The 15,846-nt window shown below is 61.5% G+C and carries 13 protein-coding genes; 2 read left to right on the top strand and 11 right to left on the bottom strand.

Going from position 1 to position 15,846, the window contains the following annotated elements; genetic code table 11:
- Nucleotides 1-197: 197 nt before the first annotated feature.
- The 6 genes from F561_RS28855 to F561_RS0111910 form a co-directional block, all read right to left on the bottom strand.
- Complete coding sequence (locus F561_RS28855; protein WP_019010201.1) at nt 198-374, bottom strand: hypothetical protein; 177 nt, start codon at nt 372-374, stop codon at nt 198-200.
- 79 nt (nt 375-453) lie between these two features.
- Nucleotides 454-3,294 carry a GAF domain-containing protein gene (locus F561_RS27210; protein WP_019010200.1) on the bottom strand — a complete coding sequence of 947 codons (2,841 nt, stop codon included), beginning with the start codon at nt 3,292-3,294 and terminating at the stop codon, nt 454-456.
- 127 nt (nt 3,295-3,421) lie between these two features.
- Nucleotides 3,422-3,655: a hypothetical protein gene (locus tag F561_RS28850; RefSeq protein WP_157451820.1), complete on the bottom strand. Its 234-nt coding sequence runs from the start codon at nt 3,653-3,655 to the stop codon at nt 3,422-3,424.
- A 27-nt stretch (nt 3,656-3,682) separates the two neighbouring features.
- Complete coding sequence (locus F561_RS25360; protein ID WP_019010199.1) at nt 3,683-4,594, bottom strand: DNA-3-methyladenine glycosylase 2; 912 nt, start codon at nt 4,592-4,594, stop codon at nt 3,683-3,685.
- Entirely contained in the window at nt 4,591-4,965 is a 375-nt protein-coding gene (locus tag F561_RS0111915) for a VOC family protein (protein WP_019010198.1), read from the bottom strand. Before F561_RS0111915 ends, F561_RS25360 begins: the two co-directional genes overlap by 4 nt.
- A gap of 58 nt (nt 4,966-5,023) precedes the next feature.
- Nucleotides 5,024-5,938 (bottom strand): helix-turn-helix transcriptional regulator, encoded by a 915-nt coding sequence (locus F561_RS0111910; RefSeq protein ID WP_019010197.1) that lies wholly within the window; start codon nt 5,936-5,938, stop codon nt 5,024-5,026.
- A 424-nt stretch (nt 5,939-6,362) separates the two neighbouring features.
- Here F561_RS0111910 and F561_RS28845 point away from each other — a divergent pair, with 424 nt between their 5' ends.
- On the top strand, nt 6,363-6,512 hold the full coding sequence (locus F561_RS28845) for a hypothetical protein (protein ID WP_157451819.1): 150 nt from the start codon (nt 6,363-6,365) through the stop codon (nt 6,510-6,512).
- A gap of 4 nt (nt 6,513-6,516) precedes the next feature.
- Here F561_RS28845 and F561_RS25355 read toward each other — a convergent pair whose 3' ends face one another.
- The 5 genes from F561_RS25355 to F561_RS0111885 all read right to left on the bottom strand — a co-directional run bounded on the left by F561_RS25355 (nt 6,517) and on the right by F561_RS0111885 (nt 12,404).
- Nucleotides 6,517-7,617 (bottom strand): replication initiator protein A, encoded by a 1,101-nt coding sequence (locus tag F561_RS25355; RefSeq protein WP_281166587.1) that lies wholly within the window; start codon nt 7,615-7,617, stop codon nt 6,517-6,519.
- Nucleotides 7,618-8,253: 636 nt separating this feature from the next.
- On the bottom strand, nt 8,254-9,198 hold the full coding sequence (locus F561_RS27205) for an IS110 family RNA-guided transposase (protein ID WP_083922424.1): 945 nt from the start codon (nt 9,196-9,198) through the stop codon (nt 8,254-8,256).
- Nucleotides 9,199-9,374: 176 nt separating this feature from the next.
- A complete protein-coding gene (locus tag F561_RS29960; protein ID WP_281166586.1) occupies nt 9,375-9,728 on the bottom strand; it encodes a transposase in 354 nt (117 codons plus the stop codon).
- Nucleotides 9,729-9,734: 6 nt separating this feature from the next.
- On the bottom strand, nt 9,735-10,346 hold the full coding sequence (locus F561_RS29955) for a hypothetical protein (protein WP_019010194.1): 612 nt from the start codon (nt 10,344-10,346) through the stop codon (nt 9,735-9,737).
- A 336-nt stretch (nt 10,347-10,682) separates the two neighbouring features.
- Nucleotides 10,683-12,404 carry a thiol-activated cytolysin family protein gene (locus tag F561_RS0111885; protein WP_019010192.1) on the bottom strand — a complete coding sequence of 574 codons (1,722 nt, stop codon included), beginning with the start codon at nt 12,402-12,404 and terminating at the stop codon, nt 10,683-10,685.
- 516 nt (nt 12,405-12,920) lie between these two features.
- On the opposite strand from F561_RS0111885, the gene F561_RS0111880 reads away from it, so the two are divergent.
- A complete protein-coding gene (locus F561_RS0111880; RefSeq protein WP_019010191.1) occupies nt 12,921-15,788 on the top strand; it encodes an AfsR/SARP family transcriptional regulator in 2,868 nt (955 codons plus the stop codon).
- Nucleotides 15,789-15,846 lie beyond the last annotated feature (58 nt).

The raw sequence follows: 15,846 nt of genomic DNA, 5'->3' as shown, positions 1-15,846 counted from the left end.
GCCCCTGCGCTTCCCGGGAAACGCTCAGCCAGCTCCCCATGCCGGACGTCCTTGGCTTGAAGGAGTGCCAGGACAACGAGAGAAAGCAGTTCCACTTGGTTTTTGCGGTACTCCGGGAAATGAGCACAAAAGCAGCGCGTCAGATGGGTCAGCGTGGCAGGGGACGCGTTCTGTTTTGACGGATCAGACGGGAGATTTCAACCCCTCAACAAAGTGTCGGGTACTGAGGGGTCTTTGACCCCCCCTTCTTCCCCAGGAATCAGCACACCGAAATTCCACAAGAGTTGACCGAACCGCTGATCGGGTTCAGTTTCTACAGCTTCCAGCAGACGTTCCAGAATCGCAAAGTTGGCTTCCAGGCGGCTTATCGGCACTGCGGCAGTGTCTCACGTCGCCCGCACGAGGTTTCCGACAGGGTCTTCCTAAACGCTATTCTCCTCGCCAAGTTGAGTTCTAAACCGAGCGGCCCTTGGGCAGGGTGAAGCCGAAGGTCGCGCCCTGATCCACTTGCCCCTCGGCGAACACCTGGCCGCCGTGTTTGAGGATCAGGCGGCGAACGCTGGCCAGTCCCACACCCGTTCCACCGACTTCGTCGGCCCGGTGCAGCCGCTGGAACAGGTTGAACAGTCGGTCCTGATAGCGTGGATCAAAACCCAGACCGTTGTCCTGTACGCACACCCGCCAGGCCTCGCCCTGATCCTCTGCCCAGATCCGGACGCTGGCCGGGTCACGGGTCCGGGTAAACTTCAGCGCGTTCTCGGTCAGCTGGGTCATGACCTGTTTCAGGGTTTCCCAGTCTCCCCACACCACAGGCAGGTCTGCCACCTCCCACACGACGTTCCGGGTCAGCAGATCCGGGAGCAGGGTGGTCTGGATCTGCGCCATCAGCCCGTTCAGGTCGACCAGACTCGGCCGCAGGGTCTGCTGGGCCGCGTGCGACAGGTCCAGCAGGCCATCGATCAGGGTGTTCATCTGCCGTCCTGACTGTTCGACCACATCCAGGTATCGTGCGCTGCGCTCGTCGAGACGGCCATCCAGGGTCTTCCGGGCCAGTTCCAGAAAGCCGATCATGTGCCGTACCGGGGTACGCAAGTCGTGCGACACCGAGTAAGAAAACGCCTCCAACTCCTGGGTCGATTCTGCAAGCTCCCGGGTGCGGATATCAAGCGCGTCCCGCTGGGCGGTCACCATTCGGGTCTGCCGCGCCCGGTCGAGGGCCAGGTCCAGACTCCGACCGACAGCGCGGAAGATCCCCTTGCTCCGCTCATCCCAGGTCGCTGATGTCTGTGACCCGATCATCAACACGCTCTCCAGCGCTCCGTCCAGGAAGTACGGGTAGCCGGCCACCGCCTGATAGATTCCAGACTCTGGGATCAGCAGCCCGGTGTCCTGCCAGTGGTCGATGTACGCGGCTGTATTCTGCTGAAGCACCTGAGCAATGCCGGAGTTTTGCAGGGGGAAGCCCTGTTGTAAGAGAGGCAACAAGGCAGGATCCGCCGAGGAATTCCAGACTGTGGCCCTGAAGAGATCGCCATCACGCTCGAAGTGAGCGGCTTCTACACCACAGGTTTCATGCAGCAGGGTGATGGCCTGCCCGACCAGGATCTGAACATCGGTCTCGCTGCCCACCATCTCGGCGAAGCGTATAAACGCCTGCAAAGCGGCGCGTTCCTCGTCGAGCGACTTCGTCTTGGCGGCCCGGTCCAGCGCCAGTTCCAGGCTGTGCACAGTCGTCTCCAGCACCACCCGGTCCACGCTTGACCAGGTGCGCTGGTCGAACAGCACAAATGCCAGCACCCCGGTCAGCGTTCCTTCCACCCGCAGGGGCAGGGCGGCGGTCGCGCTGACGTGACCCGTGAGAGAAGCCAGTCCATCGGTCTCTTGGTCGTAGACGTCCTGATAGTACGGTCGCCCGGTTGTCCAGGGGATCAACAGGTTGTGGGTTTCGGCATAGGGCAGGCCCGCGTCAATGGTGGTCTGCAATTCGGGCGAGCGCAGGACGCCGTGCTGCACCCGGTTATACCAATGGTCGCCTTCAGGGATGTAATACAGCGCCGCGCCGTCCGCCAGCATCGACACCACCACCTCCTGAGCATGCCGGATGAGCAGGAGCGGGTCGGTGGTGAAGGCCAGGTCACGGGTCAGTTCCGCAAAGGCTTCCAGCGCCCGGGTGCGGGCCTGCAATTCGGTGTTCCGAAGCGCCAGCTGACGGGTGGTCTCGGTGCGTTCCAGCGCCAGATTCAGGCTCCGACCGACCGACCAAAGCAGAGCTCTGTCCGCTTCGCTCCAGCTGCGGGTGTGACGCAGACCGATGGACAACAACCGCTGCAGGACACCGTCCATCACAAGCGGATAGTTGGCGGCAGCGCCGTATTCCTCGCTTGAGGTCACGCCCTCCCGCTCGGCGTCCCAGGCGTCAGTGAACACCGGCTGACGGGTGTGAGACACTTCCGCGAAGAGCGGAGTTTCCACCGGAAGGCCAGCGGTGATCAGGGCGACCAGTTCAGGGTGCAGATCGTCGCTCCAGACTCGCGCCTTCCAGAGGTTTCCCTCCACCTCGTAGTAGACGATGCTCGCCCCTGGAAAGCGGCCCTGGAGCACGGTGATCGCCTGGCGGATCAGCGTGGGGAGGTCGGTCTCACTGCCGACAGCCTCCGTGAAGGTCACGAAGGCAGCCTGAGCGGCCCGTTCTTCTTCAAGTCGCCGGGTCTGTATCTCCAACTGCCGGGTACGCTCCTGAACGCGGTCTTCCAGCGTCCCAGTTGCCTGCGCACGCCCCAGAGCAAGGGCGCACTGACCTGAAAGAATCGTGAGGAAGCGCCGTTCCTCGGGTGAGAAGTGGTGTGGCTCGGTAAAATCCAGCACGATGACCCCAAGAGGTCGGTCATCCAGGAACATCGGGAGCGTTGCGTGGGCAATCGCCGCGAGCCCCCCGGTGCGGCTCTCCAGTTCTGGATAAGCTTCCCTCAACGCACCGGCATACTCGAAGTACAGCGCCTCACGCATGCGCAGGATGTCCGCAATCAGGACATGATCTTCAAGTGCGCCTTCCTGCCAGATGGTCGGGATGCCGTCTTCATATCCCTGGCTGCCCGCAATTTTCAGCTGCTGGTCGGTCTGGTCAACAAGCAGGACGATTCCGGCAACGGCTCCCAGAGCTTGTACGGCGGGGGTCAGAGCGATCTCAATGACCTCCCGCTCCGTGTTGGTTGCGGCGAGCGCTTCGGTGATCTGCTGAAGGTTTTCTGCCAGAGAGGCGAAGGGCTCCAGATCGGAGCCGGGCAGCGAGGGCATGGCTCAACATACCCGCTGCGTCCTCCGTTGGCCGTTGTCGGAGCCTTAACCCGGTGGGCAGTCCGTACACCTGAGTGGGTGTCTGCCAAACATAAGCATTCCAAATTGCGAACACCTGCGGCATGGATCAACACAACAGCAGCCGCAGGGCATATAGCAGGGGGATGCCATGTTCATTAGCATCTGTTCTACAATCTCTTCCCTTGACGCGGCTGATTTGCACAGCTTCTTTAATCCGGCACGGTCTGCAGCGGGCGGCACTGTTGGACTGGAAGCCGACCTCGCTGAAAAGCAAAGACTGCAGGTCAGTCGCCATCTCTCCAGAACCAAATGCCCATCGGTCAATGATGTCTTCAATCACCACAGAAGTTGAGCTTCGTCCCCCGAGTCATGCCGCCGCACGCAGGTAGTGCGCCCAGTATCCCTGCCAGGCCCCGTAGTGGCGCGCGTGAGCGCTCAGGGCTTCAAAGTTCAGTGGGCCATATACATGGGTCGCTGCTTTCATTATCTCCTGCGTGAACAGGCTGTCTGGAGCATCCAGGACCGCACCCTCCATTCGTCCCAGTCCGCGCAGCAGCACAAAGGTCGCCGACCACTCCCCAATGCCATGAATGCCGCGCAGCCAGGCCCGCACCTCGTTCAGCGGCCCCTGACGTAGCCAGTCCTCCTTGACTTCTCCGAACGCCTGGACAACGGCAGCCAGGTACTCGCCCTTACGCGGATGCTTCAACAGCGCCCCCAGCTCGGCTGCAGAAGCCCCCGCGAGATCAGCAGGCTCAGGAAACGCCCACAACACGCTGTCTCTGTCCTGCACTGACCCACCGTATGTTTCCACCAACCGCCGCTTCATCACCCTGGCCCCATCCCCCGGAGTGCGCTGTGTCAGCACTGCCCAGCAGACGTTCTCGAACGGCGTCAGGAACTTTACCTGGTGGTAACCGTACAGGGGACGCAGCACCTTCTGAAACGGTGCATCCTGCTGTGCCAACGCATAGAACGGCCCCAGATCCTCGTCCAGGCTGAGGAAAAAGCGCACGCGCTCCAGGACGGCTTCCTCGACTCCCGGCGTCAGAGGCCGGTCTGCGAAGAGGGTACATCTCAACTCAGGTGCCTCAAGGGTGCCGACCGAGCGCAGGTCAAATCCCACAGTCTGTCCATGAATCCGCACCGCCTTGGTCAGCGACCGCGCATCCACCTGCTGTTCACCGCTGGTAGGCGTAAATCCGCTCAGAAACCCCAGCGTTTGCGCGAAGTCGAAGGGAGGGATGGGCCGCAAAAGGTGGGTGGTGTGGGTGATCACGTTCTTTTCCCTCCTCCCTGATGGAAGGTGAGCTGGTAGCCGTCTGGGTCGCGCACCACGAACATTCGTCCGAAGGGGCCAAGCTGCGGGGGCGAGACGACCTGTCTACCCGCCGAGACGATGCGGGCGTGCTGCACATCGGCATCATCCACGGCAAACCAGAGCGCCACACCCAGCCCCAAGTCTTTGCTGATGTCTGTCTCAGGCAAGGGCAGACGAATGGCGAAGATTGCGTCCTGCTGGTTTCTAAACACCACCGCGCCCGGAGGAGAGTGGTCAACTGCTTCAAAGCCGACCACCTGGGTATAAAACTCCTGCGAAGCGCTGAGATCGCGCACCTGTACTGACATGAAATCCAAACGAGTCTGCATCTGTTGACCTCCGCCTTCAGTTTGGCGGGGGCGAGTGACACCGTCCTGTCAGTAGCGTTCAGGCGTACTTTCGCAGGATGTCTTGGGCGGCCCTGATCAGCTGGGCTTGCACAGAAGCAGGTTCGAGCACCCGTACCCTGCTCCCCCAGGACAGCAGCCAGGGCAATACCTCCTCAGCGGCACGCACCCGCAGCGTCACCAGGAGTCCATCTGGGGTGTCCTGCGTCTGCGTCACGTAGTACGACAGGTTGTGCCTCACCTCGCGCCTCACTTCCGGGTCGAAGAAGGCCTGAATGGTCAGCTCGCGTCCCTCACGCGTCTCGTCACGCTCAAGTTTGAAGTGTGGTTGCCGCCTGAACTGCCCGGGCAAAACCTTCAGATCCTCAATCCGGTCAAGACGGAAAGTGCGGAACTCCACCCGTGCATGATCGAAGGCAGCAAGCAGCCAGACCAGGTTGAGGCGGAAGAGCCCATGCGGATCGGCCTGCCGGATCTCCTGCTCGGCGTGGGGCTTGTGATAAATGAACTCGACGGTTCGTCGCTCGGCGATCGTCTGACGAAGCATCCTGACCTTGCCGTGCAGTTCTTCCGGCTCTCGCTGCACCAGGCGGAGGCTGTCGTAGAGGAACTGTACCTCACCCCGTACATCCTCGCTGAGTACAGCCCTGAGCTTGCGTGCGGCGCTCCCTGCGGGGCCAGCCTCGAAAGCCTGCGCGACAACGTCGCTGCCCAGGAGAAGCATGACGGCTTCCTCGACACTGAAGTGAAGCGGCGGCAGGAAGTACCCGGACATCAGGGTGTAGCCCTGCCCAGGGGCACTGATGATGGGAACCCCAGCTTCGTTCAGAGCGAGTACGTCCCGGTAGATGGTTCGCTTAGAGACTTCAAGTTGCCGCGCGAGGTCTTCGGCACGCACGCGGCCCCGTCCTTGCAGTTCGAGGACGATAGCGAGCAGACGGTCAGTACGGTTCACGTGCCTTCAGTCTAAATGAGGGGCCGTTTTCTCCGATCGGGCGGGGCAGTTTCGTCCCGGTCGTCCCTTTAGACGTTCCCTCCGTATTGAATGCTCTGCAGATGGGTGTGGCTGGACGCTCCAACGCAACGCGGCGCAAGTATCAGGCACCCGTTGTAGGCCCATGGTTCTACGGGCCTCAATACTGGCAAATTCAGGTGGGTGTCTGCTGATTGGCAGGGATTTCCCCTCTGATCATGTGGCACACTTCCTTCAGCATTCAGGTGGCTCAATCAGCACTGGAAGCCCTTGACAGCGGTCCTGGTCACGCTTGAGGGACTCAACTTCCCCCACCACCAACCATTTGATCTACCAGCAGAAAATTTGGAATTATGATGCGGTCAATTGTTGTTTGAGGTCATCGACAAACGTCTGGAGCGTAAGTGTGGCGGCCCCCCGGGCTGCGTCGTGGGCCAGCTTTTCTACTCCGGCACAGTGTCTCCAGGGTCGTCCGTTCGATGGGGGTCGGGACTTTTTGGAGCCGCCGCCGCAGGGTCTGACTGACCGCCGTCCACTTGGAGACAACGCCACCTAGGCAGTCAGCCGGGCGTCGTGTTCCTGCTGAGCCTCCGTCTCGCTGTGAGCCAGTGCCCGTTTGATGTGCTCACCCGGGCGCGGGGCGGCTGGTTCACCCACCTGCTCAGGCAGTTGTCTGGGTTTGAGATCACATCAGCGATAAATCCTGGTGGGTTTCGGGGAGGCTTTCCTTGCCTGCGTAATTGCTCAGCATAGACAACGGCCTGCTCTACCCGTTGTGGATATTCAGTGGCCAACTGCACCGCTCGCGGCGCACTGATCCGCTGCTCCCTTAACAGCTGAACCAGCGCGGGATCGGGCTCAGACTCTTGCCGAAACAGGTACATCAGATGCTGATCCTGCCCGCGATCCGTGACCGTGATGTCAGTCAGGTCACCGACGGCTTTCAGTTCCTCATGGGCTGCATCCAGAGCCCGCATCACCTTGCTGGGTCGGTCCTCACGAATACCGCAGGCTTGCCGCCACTCCAGCAACGGCACACTCAAGCTCCGCAGGCGCGTGCCGCCGTCCGCATACCGGTGGGCCTCGGCCAAGCGGTAGAGCGCCCGGGCATGAGGTTGTTCAAGGTGTCTCAGCACTTCCCGGCGTAAGGCATGGGTGTAGCCCGCCCGGATACTGGACGCCAGATGCGCCGAGAGCCGGATGCTCAGACGGGCGTCTGGCAACAGTTCGGGCAGCGCTGCTGTTTCCCGGTCCCAGTACCTCAGCTCTTCAAACAAACGGAAAGCTGCGTTGAAGCGGATGGGCCGTCCCAAAGGATCCACCCAGCCCTCCCGGACAATAAATCCGGTGGCCCAGATGCGCAGCAGGCCTTCCCGCATGCGGTGAAAAGCACGACCATTCTTGGTCATGAGTGAAGCTTCACTCAGCGCATTGGGGGGAGTGTGAAGCCAGTTGTCCTCGGGAGATCCCTGGGCGATGAACAGCTGTTCCACACCGAGCATCAGGTCTGTATCGGCCCCGTGATGCCTTCCACGGGTGCCTTCGCCGTGCATGTGAACGGATCGCCCCCCCACCTGGAACTGGCTTTCCCAGGACGTTTCCAAAGGAAGGCGAGTCTGTACCGAAAAAAAGCCCAAGCGGTCAAGATTTCGCTCAGTCAGCAGTTGGGGGGTTGAGGGGGTGTTTTTCGGTACATGATGTTTGTCTTCTGTCTAAAATATAAAAGAAACAACCACAAGGGAATTAACGTTTGCTGTGCTGGTGCAGGTTTTTGGGGTCAAACGGCCCAAAGGTATCCCACAACAGGGCCAAAACGGCCCAAAAGTATCCCAAACAGAGCAAGAAAGACAAAAAGCCTCAGGGCACTGTCTGAGATGAGATTTGAGGAGCAACGGCCCAAAGGTACCCCACGGAGATAGGCGGGTTCTGAGGGGCTGATCAGCGGTCAAATATTTTAAAACGGCCCAAAGATATCCCAAATTGGGCTGTGTTTCCTTGACCGGGTGGGGCCAGGCTGACCCGCCCTGACTGATGTCAACCCTTACGGCCACCGTTTCTCCATGACCACCATCCAGCCCGCCCTGACATCTGTACTCCCTGTTCCTCTGAGTGACATAGATGTTCAGGAAGACTGCAACCGCGCCGCCTAGAAATCCAGTCACGAGACGCTGCGTGAATGTGTATCAGGTTCGGTCTGGGAATACCTCGTTTTTGCCTACCTGAAGAACACCCCCGAGAATTGACACTTAGCCCTCAGTACCCGAACCTGGTATGTCAAGTCGGCAGGGAAAAAGATCCTAAGAGGGGGCTGGGATGGGGCCGCCAACATGGCTGGTCTGCAATGTTCGGTACAACTCGCGAGCCAGGTGGGTCTTGAGTGCTCGAAGTGCCGCTCGTTTCGTTTTTCCCTCTTGCTCTTTCTTGGTCACGAATGTTTTGGTCCGTTCATCACAGCGCAGGCGGGTCAAGGCCATCAGGTGGAGCACTGTGTTGAGTTGCCGATTGCCGCTGACGTTCACACACCAGCGCGTGTTCTTCCCACTGCCCCGTTCAACTGGGGCAGCGCCGCAATAACTGGCGAAATGATGGACAGTCTCAAACCGCTTGATGTCACCGACTTCGGCGAGCACCGTGCCGGCCAGCACGACGCCAATCCCCTGCAACGTCAACAGGGTGGGGGCGACCTGAGCGACCAGGGTCGCCATGACGTGTTCCAGCTCTTTCAATGCTGTTTCGAGAGAGGTCAACACCGCCTGAAGGGCGGTGCTCAGCGAGGCAGTCGTGGTGTCTGGGAGCGCTTCGAGCATCATCTGGTTCGCCTTGCGCTGCTGAGCGAGCTTGTCCCGTGTGCGGGACAATTCCTGCAACCGGGTGCGCTGCGTGCTGAGCTGATAGGGCGGTAGTTTTGGATTGGCCAGCAACACCCGAGCGACGTTCTCGGCATCGACCAGGTCGTTCTTTTTCTTGCCCCGCCGTGCACGGTACTGACTGGTCAGGCTGGGATGAATGTGATACACCAACTGATTCCTGGCGAAGAGCAGGGCCAGCAGGGGAGCCACATACCGGTTGCCTGCGCCTTCAATCGCCCAGCAGTGCTCTTCGAACTGCACGGACCACAGCCACAACTGGTGGAGACTATCGGCGCCGTTCTTGACGCTGAGGCTGTCCAGCACCACTCCACGCGAATCGAGAGCAACGGCGGTATGGGTCGTTGGGTGGGGATCAAGTCCAAGAATAATCATGGCGTCCTCCAGCAGAGTTCGGCGTTTCACCCCCACCCGCGCAGGTCTGTTCTGGATCGGGCCCGGAGGCAGCCTGGTATCAAGCGAAGAGCAGCGGTGTGGTGCCGTTGAGAAAGAGAACGCGCAATTCGGGTACAAGCGACAAGCGCAGACAGTTTCAGGGCGACGCTCTCTCCTCACCTTATTGTTGACATACAGACACTTTCTGAATTGAGCGTCTGAGACGGCGTCAAGAGTCCAATCAGATCGAGAACCTCTGCCTTGCCGTGTTCGAGACTGCGGGCGAACGTTCGCACCAAGGTGCGCAGGCCAAGTGTGACGATGCTCCAAGCCCGTCGGCCATGCGCCTTCGTGGCGCATGCCTGAAAAATACCCACCAGCACGCACCAGACGTAGGCTAGGGTCAGGAGGCACAGGAGGCGCTCCACGTGATCGTGGAGCGTCATATCAGTACTCTCGAGCTTGAACCCCTTGCTCTTCAAGGCTCGGAAGAGGCACTCGATGCGGAATCTTTTTCGGTACCCGCTCAGGATGCTCTAGGCGGGGCCAGCGTTGCTGGCGATGATCAGCGCCTCTCCCTCGTCGGTGTACGTCAACACGACGTTGATGGGCTGTCCGTACACCTCGGCCCCATCGACGAGGATGCCTCTCATCTCTGGCTGCAGTCCCTGCAACCACTCGCTCGCCGGGACGTCGTCGATGAAGGTGTCCTGCCGCAGTCGGACGCAAAGAGGGATACCGGCGCGTGCCAGACCCTGGATCCACGCTTGGCCGATGAATTCCCGGTCGGCAGAGAGGACGGCGATCTCCCGGCAGGACAGCAGGCACAGGACGTCATCCAAGAGGGCCAGGCGGATCTCGGTGCCGCTGCTGCCCCCGTGGGGCAGCAACTCAAAGAAGAGGGGGATGGCGGTACCACGCCACAGGACGGCCAGCACAAGGGCGTTCACATCGGCTGTGCCGAGCTTCCAGTTGGTGCGGTCGATGATGAATTCCCGTTTTCGGGTATCCGGAAGCAGCGCGAGGACAACGGCCGCAACGTCTGCTGGACACAGCGGATGGCGGTTGAAGAACCGCTCGATCCGGCGGACGACAGAGGCGGTCTGAGCGCTGCTCAGGCAGCGCTCCGCGAGTTCAGCATGACGCACATCCTTGGCTTGGAGGAGCGCGAGGACGATCAGCGCCAGGACTTCAACCTGATTTTTCCGGTACTCCGGGAAGTGAGCGGTGAAACAACGTGCAAGAGACTGGAGGGCAACAGGAGACGCGCTCTGTTCTGCCGTTTAGAACGCGGGCTTTCAAGCCCCCCTAAAACTGTCGGGTCCTGAGCACTTAGCCTACCTGTCTACCTTCAACTTCGCAAAATAGGGCCTGGAGGTTGTGAATCCCTCTGGGCCGGAGACCCTCCACGTTGATTTCCCACACCAATAGGAGATGTCCAGCAGACGAGGAACCCTCATTCTGCTGGACATCTCTTGGTTCGTTCAGTTATTCCATTTGCTGACCGTAAAGACGTCACCGGTAAATTTATTGACGCTCCAGGTGGCGAGGTTGCCTTCAGAGTGGCAGCCATAGCAGTTGCGGTCAAAATTATCTTTGACGACCCCGTCCACCAGAAGGTCGACGTGCATCTTCCAACGGAAGGTTTCGTACCACGACGGCGACCGGCCCACGACACCCACCCGGATTTCGGCGTCTTCAGCCAAGAGCTCCGGCGTGAGGTCGATGGTGCCGGGATTCCCGCTGTAATTCAGGCGTCTGAAGGTGTTGGTACCGGAAGACTTCACTTCGATCACGGCGTCGTTGTCGACCTCGCGGAAGCGCAGCTGAATTTTCTTGGTGGGAATGGCCTGGCACTCGCGGCTGTCGTAGTCGTAGGTTCGGTTGACGCGCATCAAGGTGTCGTCCCAGTAATTGATGGTGTGGGCTAGCGGCATCAGACTGCTGATCGCGATGCGGCTGGTATCGAAGTAATTCTGGTAATTGCCGCTGCGAACGACAGCGATCTGCGGCTCTGCGGGGCCGCCTGCCGCGTAGACGCTGATGTGGCTCGAGCTCATGATCTCTTTGTCCCGCGTCGACGATCCAGCTGAGCCGTTCTTGAACGTGGCATTCACGGACGCTTCAAGCTCGGTGGTCGAGGCATTGGCACTCACGCGGACGATCAGCATCCGGCCCAGGGTGCTGCCAGTGGCGTAGGCAGGCGGGTTGGTGCTGTCGATCTCACCGACATTGCCGAGGGTATTGATCTCACTCAAACCGAAAGCCGAATTGAACAGGCCATTGACCGGGTAATTGCCGGATAGATCAACCCGGATGTTGTAGAGACTCTGATAGAAGACGGCGTACACGGTGTTCTCACTCCGGACGGCGGTGCTGTCCAGCTTGCCTTTGACGTCACTGCCAAACGCTTTAAAGTCGATGTTGAATTTGCGCGACGCTTCTTCTACGGTCGAGGCCGACCGCACATCGAACATGATGTTGGACTGCTGAAAATCGCCGTCTGCGTTGGCCTGCACCAGCATCTGCCGCAGGGCCTGCGCGTAGTCGGTGTAGGTACTGGTGGGCATGGTGGCCGTGTTGAGGTAGCTGTCGACCAACCGGACAGGGGCGCGCTGGCTGCTGGGCACATGGATGGGCGTGGGCGTGTTCCCTGACACTGACAGGAAACGGCCCTGCAAAATGGTGCTGGGGAAGACCGTCGAGGCCGTACTCTGTTCGGCGAAGAGTTTGTCGACCGAAGTGACGGCGTTGACGCGGCTGACCTGGCAACGTCCATCAACGACTGGCGAGCCGCTGGTCTGACTGTCTGGAAGCACGTTCTTGTTTACCTGAATAAACAGCTGACGAACGTAGTCTTCCCGGTTGGTGGCGTTGGTGGGCACCCATTGGGCACTCAGGCGGCCTGCAGACACGGCGCTGGCCGTGGTATTGGCGCTGTCCCAAGGCACCAGGGCGGGCGTGCCGGGCATCGAGATGTACTCCGGATCTTCGGGCGGATCAACCGGGCCGCCGCAGGGGTCACTGGGGTACCGCTGACCCTGCAACGGAGCGCTCTGGGCCGCCAGATAGGGCTCGCAGGGTTCAATGAACTGCCCTTTGACGGTGGTGCCTGCAGCCGGAGCGGGCGTGGCCTGTTGGCTGCAGGCTCCCAAGGCGAGGGCGACGGTGGACAGCAGCATCAAACGGGTGGCGCGAATAGACATAGGAAACTCCTGGTGCTCAGAGCACAGAGAAGAGGGGGCCAGACGCCCAGTGCGTCCGGTAAGGGGCGCTTTGCTGTTCGGCGTGTTCAGAGTGTGCCGCCGACCCCCAGAACCGGGAGGGAACCAGGTCCAGTTCCCTGCCCATTCCCCGGCAACCCATCAGCTCACCGGCAGCCATGACCAGAGGCGGTGTGTCGGGGGTGCGCGGCCATCCCCAGGCAGTGACTGAACTCCCCGCCCATTTCAAAGCCGGCGCGCCTGATCTCCAAGTTGATGTCCTTCCACGTACTGCCGGTATTGTCCTCGCCGTTATCACCGTGGAAGGAGTCAACTGCGGTGAATTCCAGACGGATTCATCAACATCAGACAGGCCCTGCCGCGCCCTGTGCCCCACGGCGACAGTCAAAACGTGACGTTATCCGGCGTAGACCCAAGTTACCCAGCAGAAAGGACGGCTGGAGACGTGCGCTTTTAGTCGGTGCGCCGTGCAGGGCTGCTCTAGACTGAACAGCATCCATGCAGCCTTTTGTGATTCCCCGGGCGGGACGATTCGAGGTGACGCGCTCCGCCCTGCTCACGCAACTTGCGGAAACCTTGGACGTACCAGTGGTGGTGCTGGCTGCGCCTTCAGGCTACGGCAAGACCACCCTGCTGGCCCAGTACGCCCGCAGCACGCCGCGCCGGGTGGTGTGGTGCCGTCTGGGAGAAGCGCAGGTCAGCCCCTATGAGGTGACGCAGCTCATCGCGCAGGCGGCCTCGCCCTTGATCGGAGACCGCCCCGAACTGCACCGCCCTGATTCCCGCACTCCCAATGATGTGCTGGCGCAGCAGTTGGGCGCGGCATTTTCACAGATCAACGACAATCTCGACCTGATCGTCGATCATGTAGAAGACGTGACGGTGGCCCGCTGGCTCCTGACCGTAGCAAACCACTTGGATGAGGGCCACCGCCTCCTGCTGAGCTGCTACAGCACCGACGGCCTGCGGCTGGCCCGGCGTGTGTCCGACGGCACAGGCCTGATCCTGGACGCCACTGACCTCAGATTTGCCACTGAGGAAATCTCGGGACTGCTCGAAGCCCGCAATGTGGCTCTGGACGCGGCGTCGGTGGCCCAGCTCGAAGGCTGGCCTGCGGGCGTGACCCTGGCTGCTGCCGGAACGCACCGGCAGGTGGGCACCCGGGATCTGCTTCAAGACACGCTCGATGTACTCCCAGACGGGGTACGGGAGCACTTGGCCGAGATGGCGGTGCTGGGCATCTGGAGTGAAGCCGAGGCCCAACTGTTGGGCAGCGCCCTGCCCCCAGGGTGGTTGGCCCAGGTGCAGCGGGCCGGGCTGCCCATGGTGCCGCTCGGACAGCAGACCTACCAACCCCACCGATTGCTGCTCGAGCTGCTGGAGCGTGAACTTGCTGCCGACCCCCCGCGAGCCCGCCGCTTTGGACTGGTGGCCGCCCGGCGGGCCGAAGCTGAGGGTGAAACCCGGCGGGCCGTGAGACTCTATGCCCAGGCAGAGGCGTTTTCCGACGCTGCTCGCCTGGCTGGCCAGCTGGTCCAGGGACACCGCAACCGCAGTGAGCACCGCTTGACCCGTCAACTGCTGGAGCAACTGCCCGTAGATCAGCTGGGCGCAGGCTTACAAGCTCGCCTGGCCTGGGCCTGCATCGAGACGGGAGACACCGATCAGGGCGAGAGGTTGCTGCTGACACTGCACCGGGCGGCGCAATTGGAACCGGCAGGCTACGCGTCGTTGGCAATGGTCTACGGACGGCGGGGCGACGCGGCCCTGCAACGCCACTATGCAGAAACTGGAATGGCACGGCTACAGCCAGATGAGGTCGTGCCCGCCCTGTTCTGGCCCTTCGCTCAGGCTGCGCTGCGTCAAGGTCAGCCGCAGGCGGCCCAGGACGCTGCCACCCACTTTCTCTCCTGGGCACAGGAACAGGGGGACCAGATCCGGGTGGCCGAAGCCCTGCAACTTCAGGCAGTGGTCTTGCGGCAAACCCATCAGCTGGAAGCCGCTCAATTGGCCTTGCGGGAGGCCCGGAAAGTCTATGACACGCTGGGCTGGATCGTCCGGGCCGCCGCCATCCGGCTGGATGAGGCGGAACTGGCTGTCCGGCGTGGGGAACCGCAGGAGGCCCGGAGTGCCCTGGACGAGACCGAACACTGCTTTGATGACGAACATCACGTCTATCAGGTCAAACGGCTGGTGCTGAGGGCTACCCTGGCCCGCTGGACAGGCGACCTGCTTGCGGCAGATCACGCCCTGAGCCTCGCAGAGGACCATGCCCGGGCAGGTCAGCTGCATCCGGGCAATGCCGGACTCCCGCTGGCGCGGATTGATCTGCTGATGGCTGAGGGAAACGTGGAGAAGGCGAGGGTCCAGTTCGGACGTCTGGAGGCGGGAAAAAGCCCGCAGGAGGTGGCCCACCATCAGCTGCTCCGAAGTGCCCTCTTCGGTGGCCCTTTGGGGATGAGGGTGCAAGACGTTCGGGCGTGGCCCGATGCCGAACTGCGCCTGCGCGGCTGGTGGACATTGCTCGGGACCCAGCCGCTGATGTGCAACGATCCAGCAGAGCCGTTACGCCGAGAAGCAGAGGTCAGCTCCCTGTCCCGGCTCCTGCGGCCCACGTCAGTGGAGCAAGCCCAGTCCACGCCAGCAGTGGCCCCACCGCCGATGCTGCAGATTACGGCGCTGGGGGATTTTGCCGCGCACCTGCTGGGCCAGCCAGTGGCCATCCCACTCGCCAAATCCCGCGAACTGCTGGTGTGGCTGGCGCTGCACGGCTCCGGGTCACGCGATGAACTGGTGACCGCCCTCTGGGACGGTTCTGCGGAGGAACGGCACATTGAGTATCTGCGCGTGGCTATCCGGCGGCTGCGCAGCGCCTTGCGCCCAGGCCTGCCACTGGCTCTTGATCCGCTGCCGTATGCCCAGGGCCGCTACCGTCTGTCGGCTGACCTGCGGGTGATCCTCGACGCACAACCGGACGGTCTGCTGCCTGATCCAGCGGCGCTGGGAGAGGTATTTGCTTCTCACCGCCGTACCTTTTTGCCCGGTGCCGAAACTGAGTGGGCGCAGGAGGTGCGGCGCAGCTGCCTGCGCCGCGCCGTGGAGGTGGGGCTGGCGTGGGGCGCACAGTTGCTCAGCACAGCTCCGGCCCAGGCGGTGGGCGTGTACCGGCAGGTGTTGCAGTTGGAAGCCTGGTCAGACCGGGGCCACCAGGGCCTCATTCGGAGCCTGCTGAGCCTCGACCTGCGGGGCGAAGCAGATCAGGCTCTACGTGATTACCGCGTCCTGCTGCACAAAGAATTTGGCCTTTCGCTTGATCCGGCCTTCGAGCAGGTAATGGCAGCACAAGGAATGCCGCTCTCTCCCTGATACCACCTAGGCGGCTCAATCATCCTGCCAGTTCCCTGCGCGTTCCCTGCTCCTGGGG

Origin of the sequence: Deinococcus aquatilis DSM 23025 (genome assembly GCF_000378445.1) — a bacterium.
Taxonomy (GTDB): domain Bacteria; phylum Deinococcota; class Deinococci; order Deinococcales; family Deinococcaceae; genus Deinococcus; species Deinococcus aquatilis.
Note: the sequence above shows the minus strand (reverse complement) of the source record. Positions and strands in the feature narration are given on the sequence as shown.

Coding starts and splice junctions, on each gene's coding strand:
- F561_RS0111915 (WP_019010198.1), bottom strand. CDS start 4,965: ATGCAGACTCGTTTGGATTTCATGTCAGTACAGGTGCGCGATCTCAGC.
- F561_RS27205 (WP_083922424.1), bottom strand. CDS start 9,198: ATGATTATTCTTGGACTTGATCCCCACCCAACGACCCATACCGCCGTT.
- F561_RS0111880 (WP_019010191.1), top strand. CDS start 12,921: ATGCAGCCTTTTGTGATTCCCCGGGCGGGACGATTCGAGGTGACGCGC.
- F561_RS27210 (WP_019010200.1), bottom strand. CDS start 3,294: ATGCCCTCGCTGCCCGGCTCCGATCTGGAGCCCTTCGCCTCTCTGGCA.
- F561_RS0111885 (WP_019010192.1), bottom strand. CDS start 12,404: ATGTCTATTCGCGCCACCCGTTTGATGCTGCTGTCCACCGTCGCCCTC.